The sequence below is a fragment of the Liquorilactobacillus vini DSM 20605 genome (assembly GCF_000255495.1).
Classification (GTDB): Bacteria; Bacillota; Bacilli; order Lactobacillales; family Lactobacillaceae; genus Liquorilactobacillus; species Liquorilactobacillus vini.
Genome location: NZ_AHYZ01000037.1, coordinates 1 through 9558 on the forward strand (window position 1 = coordinate 1; position 9558 = coordinate 9558).

The 9558-nt window shown below is 40.4% G+C and carries 11 protein-coding genes; 6 read left to right on the forward strand and 5 right to left on the reverse strand.

Annotation, left to right across the window (positions count from 1 at the left end; genetic code table 11):
• Positions 1 to 53: 53 nt before the first annotated feature.
• Entirely contained in the window at positions 54 to 1790 is a 1737-nt protein-coding gene (locus ON15_RS01960; protein WP_010579792.1) for an ABC1 kinase family protein, read from the reverse strand.
• A gap of 184 nt (positions 1791 to 1974) precedes the next feature.
• Here ON15_RS01960 and ON15_RS11395 point away from each other — a divergent pair, with 184 nt between their 5' ends.
• Positions 1975 to 2088 (forward strand): peptide deformylase, encoded by a 114-nt coding sequence (locus ON15_RS11395; RefSeq protein WP_081580139.1) that lies wholly within the window; start codon positions 1975 to 1977, stop codon positions 2086 to 2088.
• 33 nt (positions 2089 to 2121) lie between these two features.
• Here the strand turns inward: ON15_RS11395 and ON15_RS01965 are convergent, their stop codons facing one another.
• The 3 genes from ON15_RS01965 to ON15_RS01975 form a co-directional block, all read right to left on the reverse strand.
• Positions 2122 to 2973 (reverse strand): aldo/keto reductase, encoded by an 852-nt coding sequence (locus ON15_RS01965; RefSeq protein ID WP_050999185.1) that lies wholly within the window; start codon positions 2971 to 2973, stop codon positions 2122 to 2124.
• A 70-nt stretch (positions 2974 to 3043) separates the two neighbouring features.
• A complete protein-coding gene (sdaAA, locus tag ON15_RS01970) occupies positions 3044 to 3928 on the reverse strand; it encodes an L-serine ammonia-lyase, iron-sulfur-dependent, subunit alpha (RefSeq protein ID WP_010579795.1) in 885 nt (294 codons plus the stop codon).
• Positions 3929 to 3943: 15 nt separating this feature from the next.
• Complete coding sequence (locus tag ON15_RS01975) at positions 3944 to 4600, reverse strand: serine dehydratase beta chain (RefSeq protein ID WP_010579796.1); 657 nt, start codon at positions 4598 to 4600, stop codon at positions 3944 to 3946.
• A 349-nt stretch (positions 4601 to 4949) separates the two neighbouring features.
• Between ON15_RS01975 and glyA the strand changes: the two genes are divergently transcribed.
• The 5 genes from glyA to ON15_RS02000 all read left to right on the forward strand — a co-directional run bounded on the left by glyA (position 4950) and on the right by ON15_RS02000 (position 9088).
• Positions 4950 to 6203: a serine hydroxymethyltransferase gene (gene glyA / locus ON15_RS01980; protein WP_010579797.1), complete on the forward strand. Its 1254-nt coding sequence runs from the start codon at positions 4950 to 4952 to the stop codon at positions 6201 to 6203.
• A gap of 147 nt (positions 6204 to 6350) precedes the next feature.
• Positions 6351 to 6851 carry an RNA polymerase sigma factor gene (locus ON15_RS01985; protein WP_010579798.1) on the forward strand — a complete coding sequence of 167 codons (501 nt, stop codon included), beginning with the start codon at positions 6351 to 6353 and terminating at the stop codon, positions 6849 to 6851.
• On the forward strand, positions 6844 to 7527 hold the full coding sequence (locus ON15_RS01990; protein WP_010579799.1) for a sigma factor regulator N-terminal domain-containing protein: 684 nt from the start codon (positions 6844 to 6846) through the stop codon (positions 7525 to 7527). Before ON15_RS01985 ends, ON15_RS01990 begins: the two co-directional genes overlap by 8 nt.
• Positions 7440 to 7796, forward strand: coding sequence for an anti sigma factor C-terminal domain-containing protein (locus tag ON15_RS01995; protein WP_081580138.1), 357 nt, complete (start codon positions 7440 to 7442; stop codon positions 7794 to 7796). Before ON15_RS01990 ends, ON15_RS01995 begins: the two co-directional genes overlap by 88 nt.
• 512 nt (positions 7797 to 8308) lie before the next feature.
• Positions 8309 to 9088, forward strand: coding sequence for an acetoin reductase (locus ON15_RS02000; protein WP_010579801.1), 780 nt, complete (start codon positions 8309 to 8311; stop codon positions 9086 to 9088).
• Between the two features lie 53 nt (positions 9089 to 9141).
• Here ON15_RS02000 and ON15_RS02005 read toward each other — a convergent pair whose 3' ends face one another.
• The gene (locus tag ON15_RS02005; protein ID WP_010579802.1) at positions 9142 to 9447 is read right to left on the reverse strand and encodes a hypothetical protein; all 306 of its coding nucleotides are present in this window, start codon (positions 9445 to 9447) and stop codon (positions 9142 to 9144) included.
• Positions 9448 to 9558: the final 111 nt, after the last annotated feature.

The following is a 9558-nucleotide window of genomic DNA, read 5'->3' on the forward strand; positions in this document are numbered from 1 at the left end:
CAGGGATATTAATAAATATTAAAAATCCCCTTAAAGCATTTTAACGGGATTTTTTATTTTTTGTGTTTAAAATAGCGCCGCATTTCATCTAGAATCAGTAAAACAATAATTAAAAAAGAAATAAGGTAGCCTGTAACACCAATCTTATAGATGGTGGGATGACCGGCACTACCCTGAACCAATAGTGACGAGCTGAGAATAATTGCGGCTAAGACGATTGTGACCATCAGGCGATTAACGATCTGTTCAAAGCGATTTAGCAGATGTTCCTGGCCTTTATAACGAATATTCATCCGGCCTTGACCTTGGAGCAAAAGATCTAAAACTTTTTCAGCTTTGATTGGCAGCCGCGGCAGGGCCTTGGTGGCATTCAACAAATTTAATAGGGTATCTTCAGTGTCATTTCTAAAATTGAATTTTTGTCGTAAATATTTACGTCCGAATGGTCGGGCAACGTCCATCATTGACAATTCCGGATCAAGCTGAGCAACCAGGCCTTCCAGCAGTCCAAATGCTTTTATTAATAAGGTTACTTCTGGTTTAGCTTGGAGGTTGTTTTGTCGACAAAGACTGATGATTTCATAAATAAAAGTTGGAAAATCAATTTCTCCAAGACCACTATGAAGATAAGGCGTTAAAAAAACTGCCAGTTGATCGTAAAAATCTTCTTGATCAACTTCACCAGTCCGATTGCAAATCGTTAATAATGCTTGGCCGATCGATCGCGGTTCTTTGGTATTTAAAGCTATGACAACGTTGGCAATTCCGTCAGCTAAATTAGGAGTTAATTTGCCCATCATGCCAAAATCCAAATAGATCAAACGATAATCAGGTAAATTGGTTTGCGGTTTGAGACGGGCGTGCAGTTGCTGCCCAAGATTGGGCCGAATATGCGGTTCAAATTTCGGAATCTTCCAAAACAAAATGTTACCTGGGTGTGGGTCGGCATGGAAAAAGTTGTCAACAAAAACTTGTTTAATAAAGTTTTCGACTAAGGCACGGGCTAAAAAGGTCCGAGTCTGCTGCTGTTTTTTAGCGGTTGCTGGATCTTGACTGAGTTTTTGATCAGCGATCTCTTTAATACTGATCCCAGGCATCTCATCATTGACTAAAATTTTTTGTGTCGAAAATTTTTCATATACGCGTGGTACTAAAAAAATTCCGTGATGATTATTAAGCTGATAAAACCGGGTTCCATTATGAATTTCATTTTCAGTATTGATTTCGCTCAATAAGGAACGGCGGACTTCTTCAAAAACTTCTACCGGATCAACAAAACTGATATCAGGCACGAATTTGACGATCTTTAAAGCCTGGCTAAAGAGAGCCAAATCAGTGGCAACTAATTTTTCAACGTCTGGATGTTGAATCTTAACGACGACGCGAGTTCCATTTTTCAAGATTGCTCGATGAGTCTGCCCGATTGAAGCTGAAGCAAAGGGCTGCTTTTCAAATTTAATGAAGACTTGATCGATCTGCTTACCAGTTTGCTCAGCAAAAATTTTTTCAACGGTTGCAAAAGAATCTGCCGTCACATCATCTTGCAGTTTGCGAAATTCCTTGATAAAGGCCGGTGAAATTAAGTCTGGCCGCGTTGATAACAGTTGGCCGGCTTTAATGAAAGTGGGACCTAACTCCTCAAGTGCTTGGCGAATTTCTGTAGGATGTTGCTGCTTTAGAAAATTGCGAATAAAGTCGTGTTTACGCATTATCCGCACGATTTCCAAAAGGCGCATTCGCTGATTTTTATGAGTAATCTCAGTTATTTCATTTTCGGCTTCTTCCGTCACAAATATCCCAACCTTTGTTTAAGTTTATTTGTAATTATTTTAACATGATTATGTGTTAAAATAATGCTAAGATAATTTTAATCAATTTTTTTTGGAGCAAAACAAATGATTAAACCGATCAATCAGCAAACAGCTTTTTTAGCTCAGAAGTCACGGCCAGCAACAGACGCAACGGTACCAAACGATTACGGTCAGCTACCTTGATCAGAATTTTCGCAGGCAGCAGCAAACATTCAGTGGTTTGGTTGCCCAGACGATTCAGCATGAGATCGATCACTGTAACGGCCGTTTAATTTAAAAAACAGTCACGAGATTTTCGTGACTGTTTTTTTTACTGCTTTCCTAGTTGATCTAAAAGCTGAAAATCGGCCGTTGAAAGCTTAAGCTTAGCTGCAGCAATATTTTGTAAAGCATGGTCAAGCGATTTAGTTCCCGGAATGGGCAAAATTACGTCGCTACGTTGTAAAAGCCAGGCTAAAGCAATTTGAGCGGGAGTAGCTTGATATTTAGCTGCGATTTTAGTCAGCTGGCTGTCATGAGTCAATTTGCCTGTTGCTAGTGGAAACCACGGAATGAAGGCTAGATGATGTTTCTCAGCATATTGAAGAACAGCCTCGTCACGCCGATCAATTAGATTATAGCGATTTTGAACGGAAACGATCGGGACGATTTTTTGAGCTGCCTTCAATTGTTCCACCGTAACCTGACTCAGACCAATATGTTTGATTTTACCTTCTTGCTGCATTTGTGCTAAAACTCCTAATTGATCAGCAAGTGGAATGGTGGGATCAATTCGATGAAGCTGTAAGAGATCAAGCTGATCGAGGCCCAAAGAAAAGAGATTCATTTCAACTTGTTGGCGCAAATATTCTGGCCGGCCATTTGGCGTCCATTGTCCAGGACCTTGTCGGGTAAAACCGACCTTGGTAGCAACGACTACCTGACTGTCAGGCCGGTTCTTCAATGCTTGACGCAAATACAAATTAGCATATAACGGCCCATAGGCATCGGCTGTGTCAATAAAATTAACACCGTGATCAATGACCGTTTCAATGACTTTAACGGCATTTTGCTCATCAACTGCTGGACCCCAAACTCCCGGACCAGGTAATTGCATGGTTCCGTAACCAAGTCGTTTAATGGTTAACTCATTATCTAACTGATAAGCTAGTTTCACTTTCATCACCTCATTTGCAGTATAAGTGATCTCTATAGTTAATGCCTGCTTTTTGCTTATCAAAATTTTGGCTGGACTAGTCGAGCTTTTTACCAAAGATTTTGATTTGAATTTGCTGACCAGTTGGTGTGCCCGCTAAGCCTCCTAAGCCAGTTTCACGAACTTCACGCGGCAATTTGCGACCAATATCAGCCATTGCCCCAATGACTTCATCGGCAGGGATCTTGCTTATACAGCCGGCTAAAGCCAAATCAGCTGCAATGATTGCATTGACTGCTCCAATAGCATTCCGCTTGACGCAAGGGATTTCAACTAAACCAGCGATTGGATCACAGACCAATCCTAAAAGATTGCTCATAGCAATAGCAACCGCCTGACTGCTTTGTTCAGCTGTTCCACCAGCAGCTTCAACTGCCGCCGCTGCTGCCATAGCGGAAGCACTGCCGACTTCGGCTTGACAGCCGCCCGTTGCACCAGCAATCATTGCATTATTAGCAATGATCAAGCCAATAGCACCACTTGTCAGTAAAAATTTTAGCCGCTGGTCTTGTTTCAGCTGCAGGCGGTCTTTTAAATAAAAAAGCACTCCTGGAACTGTTCCCGAAGAGCCAGCGGTTGGTGTCGCACAAATTTTACCCATCGCGGCATTGACTTCATTAGTAGCAACCGCATTTTCAACTGCCTGCAATAAAGCTCCACCAGCCAGGGTTGGCTGGGAGGCACGATACTTTTTAATTTTTAGTGCTTCGCCACCCGTTAAACCAGTTGGTGAATAAACACCGTCGCCAGTTGTGGCTCGCCTGATAGCTGCCTGCATTACCTCATAGCGTTTAGCCAGTTGCTGCCAAATTTCAGTTTCACTGGCCTCGGTCTGTTCCTGTTCAGCTGCTAACACGATTTGCCAAATTGGCTTTTGCTGCTGTTGACAGCTGGTAACTAAATCTTTGATTGTCTTGTACATTGAAAATTACCTCGGTTATCCTTGCAAAATAGTTATTTGCGGTAAGATTTGCTGTAGATGTTGGCTTTCAGCTGCTGTTGGATTACGACTTAAAAATAAAACTGCCACTGCCGCTGACTGTTGATGAAAAATTTTGATTTGGCGGATCAAACCGATTTTTTTCCAAACTTGTTGTTGAACTTTCAGGTACTGTGGATCAAGTGGACAGAGCGCAAATGGTAAAAAACCGTTAATTTTGATCTGACAATTGTGATAAAGCAATTGCCTGATTTCAATCTTGCCGCCACCGACTGAACAGCCGCCAACCATCAATTTCTTTTGTGAACCGGTCATTTCAATAAAAGCCGTATTCGGATGGCCAATCGGGCTGGCTTGACTTTCTTCAATAAAGTTGACGTGGATCCCACGTTCTTGAGCTAGCTTAACTGAAGAAACAATTTTAAAATCTGAATAACCTAGGCCAAGAATTCCAGCGACGATTGCAAAATCAGTTCCATGTCCGCGATGGGTTGCGGCAAAGGATTCGTAATAATGGATCGTGACCTTTTCAGGCTGGCCGTTAAATAATTGATATGCAACATGACCGATTGCTAAAGCACCGGCAGTATGCGAACTTGAAGGCCCGATCATAATCGGACCGATGATATCAAAAATACTCTGATATTGTTCCACTTGCTTTGCCTTCCTTTACTACTAATACTTTGTCATTTTAACATCAAATCAAGACTAATAAAATGAAATCAGGGAAATTATAAGTTTCCATTTTTTGAATTGGTATAGATTAGTAAAAGCAAGTAATTCTTCATAAAAAAAGTTGGTTTCAAAAGATAATTATCAAGTTAACGAAAAATAATTAAAAATCGGTCTATCAGCAAGCGCTAACATTGTCGGCTAAGGCTAGTTTTTTAAAAATTAGAAGTCTTAAGTTGAAAAAGTTATTGGCTGCGACAATTTGATAAAAAATGAAGTGTTAAATTGTGATACAATTCAGATAATAAAGATTAGAAAGGAATGATCTAACGTGGATTTTAAACAAAAGGATCCTGATTTATGGAATGCCATTAAGCATGAAGAAGAACGGCAACAAGGTAACTTGGAATTGATTGCTTCGGAAAATATTGTTTCTAAAGCCGTCTTAGCAGCTCAAGGTAGTGTGCTAACCAATAAATATGCAGAAGGATATCCCGGCAAGCGTTATTATGGTGGTTGTGAATACATAGATGTTGTCGAAAGTTTAGCCATCGAACGAGCTAAAAAATTGTTTGGTGCCAAATATGTCAATGTTCAGCCACATTCAGGCTCGCAGGCCAATGCCGCTGCTTACTTAGCTTTGATTAAACCAGGAGATACTGTTTTAGGGATGGATCTAACAGCCGGGGGACATTTGACTCATGGATCGCCAGTCAACTTTAGTGGTAAGACTTATAATTTTGTGGCTTACGGAGTTGATCCTGAAACGGAATGCTTAGATTATGCGGCAATTGCTGAATTAGCCAAAAAACAGCAGCCAAAATTGATTGTGGCCGGTGCCAGTGCTTATTCGCGGTTGATTGATTTTAAGAAATTCCGTGAAATTGCCGATTCAGTTGGAGCAAAATTAATGGTCGACATGGCGCATATTGCTGGTTTAGTTGCTGCTGGGCTGCATCCAAGTCCGGTTCCGTATGCTGACATCACGACCACCACGACCCATAAAACTTTGCGTGGTCCGCGTGGTGGGATGATTTTGACGAATGATGAAAAATTAGCGAAGAAAATCAATAGCGCAATTTTCCCGGGAACTCAGGGTGGACCATTGGAACATGTGATTGCCGGTAAAGCAGCAGCCTTATTTGAAGCTTTGCAGCCAGATTTTCAAGCTTATGCCCAACAGATCATTAAAAATGCACAAGCCATGGCGAAAGTCTTTGCTGCAGATGATCAAGCACGAATTGTGACTGGTGGGACCGATAATCATTTGATGCTAGTTGATGTCCGGGGCTTTGGTTTAAACGGCAAACAAGCGCAAAACTTGCTGGATTCCGTTAATATTACTGTCAACAAAAACACGATTCCATTTGAAACGCTTAGTCCGTTTAAAGCTAGTGGCATTCGTCTAGGGACGCCGGCGATCACCAGCCGTGGCTTCAAAGAAAGTGAGGCTAAACGTATTGCTGAACTGATCATTATGGTCTTAGAAAATGCTAATGATGCTGCTGTTTTAGCGGAAGTGCGGCAAGAGGTTAAAAAATTGACGGATGCTCATCCGCTTTATGCTCCAGGTGCTGAAAGATAGTAAGCTAGTATACAAAAAAAAGATTGTTAATTTTCTCAATCAACTTAATAATTAAAGACAAGGAAAGAATTTATTTGTTCCTTGTCTTTTTTTTCGTTACTTTTGCTGGTTTAAAACGTCTAATAGCATAGAAGGAGGGGAGAAAATATGCCGTTGAGTGCATATGATCAGCTGCTAATTGATCTTTGCCATGAACTACTGGGGTACTTACGAGTATTGGGGGCCAGCCAGCAACAAGCTGAAGATATTTCGCAAGACATCTTTATATTGGCTTGGCAATTGGAATTAGAGCTTTCACCAGCTCAGTTGCGAGTTTATTTACGCAAAGCTGCCAAGTCGCGGTTGATCGATCATTGGCGTCACCAGCAGCGCAAACAACATCTGCTAACGAGGTATGGTCCGCAAGCTATTGGTCAAATCATTAGTGACCAGACTGAAACGACGTCTTTGCAGGAACAGCAGTTGCGAGTCATTTTTCAAGAGTTAAATATAGCTGAATTAAATTTGCTGCTGCAGCGCTATCAGCAAAACAGCAGTCTGAAAGAGATTGCCCAAATTAATCAGACCAGTGTGGCAGCTGTCAAAATGCGCTTATATCGCTTAAAACGAAAAATCAGACGTTTGATTGGAGGAAAAAGTAATGGATGAAGCAACGAAAAAAATGAAAAAAAAGATTAGAAAAATGAAATTGCAACGGCTGCTGTTGACGATTGGCTTGATTATTCTTTTAGTACCGGTGATTTTGGCAGTTATTTATAAAACGACGCAAAATTTGGCAAGCAATCAAAGCTGGCAGTTGATGAAAAGAATCGAAATTCGAGAGGATCTATTATCACCCAATATTGAGGCTAGTGACAATTATTTAAGCTCAACTTCTTTTCTTGGAGGAACAGTCACCAGTCATCGTTATAAAGTGATTGATGGTTATCGAATTCCATGGTCGACCTTAATTGGCAATTATAGTTGGAGCGGCTACCAGGAAGATGCTATGAATCAAGCTGGCGTTGATTATGATGAAGAAACCGCCCAAGCCTATGATCGGCAAACACAACAAAAAATTCCGCTGTTTTACAGCCTTAAGCATCATTATCGAGCTACAGCCAACCTCAATCAGCTAAAACAAATTGCTCAAGTCAAAAACTCCGTGGCTGAAGTTGCTCTGACTTTTAGCAAACCGTTGACTTATCAACAAATAAAAAATTATTACCTGATTCAGTTGAACAAGATTGGTATTGGTTGGGCCCAAACAATCGCGGAGATGCGAGTTATTTTGATAATAATTACTTGGGCTTTCAGGCTACTGATGAAAAGCCGGATCAAATAGCTTATCGAGAGTTGAAAAAGGTGGCTAAAGATCGTGATTCGATTTTGAACACAGATATTACCAGCTTTGATGGCTATACGTATAATGCCTGGAATTATGCTCGCCGGTATTTGAAAAAATATCCGCAGTTTAAAACAGCTAAATATGCAGGAATCATTGTCAGTGGTCAAACTCAGAATTTAGCACAATTGAAAAATGCTCGCTGGATTAAATATAGCTCAGTTGGCGCGGTTATCAAAATCAAGCCGTATCTTCAGCCAAATAAATAAAATTAGGCAGTACAAAGTCGAAAGCGCGTAGGTACTAACTAAAAGTTACGAATATCACGGGTACTTTGCTTTGAGTAATTCAAAGCAAGATAAAGAATTTGGATTTATAAAGAGCAGATCACTCGACGTCTAAGCTTATCAGGTCAATTCTGAATAAATATACAACATTTTTAGACAGGATAAAAAGCAATTTAAGATTAGATCCGGTTAGAAACTGACAAAAGTTGGCTTTTGGCGGGACCTTTTTTCGTTACACTGGAGATGAAGCTAGAGATCAGTCATAGCTCCAGGGGCTTCGGGTCCGTAATAAAAAAGGATCACTGTCGTCTCCTCAGCTTTAAACTAGTTTAAGATTGAGAACCTGCGAGGCTGAGTCAAAAGTAAAATTTTGACTCAGCCTTCGGTCTTTTTAGGTTAAAAGCAATGATGATCAGGCCAAATATTGTAAACGCTATCGTTTTTAATTGAAGTAGTGTAAAATGTTGGTAGAAAAAAGTTAGGAGGTCGATAAAATGTCACATAAAGTTGTCATGATTACCGGTGGAGCACAAGGAATCGGAGCTGAAATTGCCCGGCATTTAGCCAAGGATGGTTTTGATGTTGCTTTGGCTGATTTGCCGCAGCAAGAAACCAAGGCGCGCGCAGTTATCAAGGAAATCGAAGCCGCTGATCAAATGGGGATCTTTGTCAGATTGGATGTTACAGATCAGGCTAAATTCAAAGCGGTAGTTGATGAGGTCGCCCAAAAGTTAGGTGGGTTTGATGTCTTAGTTAATAATGCTGGGATCGCAAAAGTTGACAAGATTATAGACATCAAGCCCCAAGATCTTGAACTCAGTTATCAAGTCAATGTTTTCGGTGTATTGTATGGGATCCAGGCAGCCGCTAAGAAGTTTAAGGAATTAAAAGTTCCCGGTAAAATTATCAATGCTTCTTCAATTGCTGGTATGCGGGCCTTCCCCGTTTGGGCAACTTATTCTTCAACGAAAGCTGCTGTGATCAGTTTGACTCAGGCAGCGGCTAAAGAGCTGGCACCTGATCACATCAAAGTCAATGCCTATGCTCCCGGGGTTGTTGGCACGACGGGAATGTGGGATGAGATTGATCGTAAGATGTCAGAGATCAATGGCAAGCCATTAGGGCAAAACCGTAAAGACTTTATCAACACGATCCCCTTGGGCAGAACAGTTGAGCCAAATGATATCGCTAATGTGGTCGCCTTTTTAGCTAGTTCAAAAGCTGATTTTATCACCGGCCAAGCCTTTGCAGTCGATGGCGGCGGAATTATTTGATCCTTAAAATTCAAAAAATCCTTGCAGTTTTACTTTGCAGGGATTTTTTTACATTATTTGTCAGCTAGACGGCGTTGAGCATATTCTTTAGTTCTGGCATAAAGTTTCGTTTCTAACTGGAAGCACATGACCAATTCTTTATCAGAAAGCATTTCTTTACTGATAGCTTTACTCTGTAAATAAAGAAAAGAGTAAAATAATTCAAAAGTTGGATAGTCAAGGGATTCGAGGATAACAACCTGCTGATCATGTTTTAAACCAGTAATACAAATTGGTTTGTGCTGGCGAATGACTTCATTGAGATAGTGATCACTTCTTTTTAGAAAATTTAATTCACTAACTTGATTGATTGATTCCATAATAATAAAGCATCTCCTTTTTTGGTGGGTATATTTATTAATACGCAATGGAAATAAAAAAAGAACAAAAATTATTATTTAAATTCCAAAACTTATAAGATAGAATATTAG

What these genes read in the sequence shown, in the direction of transcription:
- ON15_RS01965 (WP_050999185.1), bottom strand. Translation starts at nt 2,973, where the DNA reads ATGAAAGTGAAACTAGCTTATCAGTTAGATAATGAGTTAACCATTAAA.
- sdaAA (WP_010579795.1), bottom strand. Translation starts at nt 3,928, where the DNA reads ATGTACAAGACAATCAAAGATTTAGTTACCAGCTGTCAACAGCAGCAA.
- ON15_RS01985 (WP_010579798.1), top strand. Translation starts at nt 6,351, where the DNA reads ATGCCGTTGAGTGCATATGATCAGCTGCTAATTGATCTTTGCCATGAA.
- ON15_RS01990 (WP_010579799.1), top strand. Translation starts at nt 6,844, where the DNA reads ATGGATGAAGCAACGAAAAAAATGAAAAAAAAGATTAGAAAAATGAAA.
- ON15_RS02000 (WP_010579801.1), top strand. Translation starts at nt 8,309, where the DNA reads ATGTCACATAAAGTTGTCATGATTACCGGTGGAGCACAAGGAATCGGA.
- ON15_RS02005 (WP_010579802.1), bottom strand. Translation starts at nt 9,447, where the DNA reads ATGGAATCAATCAATCAAGTTAGTGAATTAAATTTTCTAAAAAGAAGT.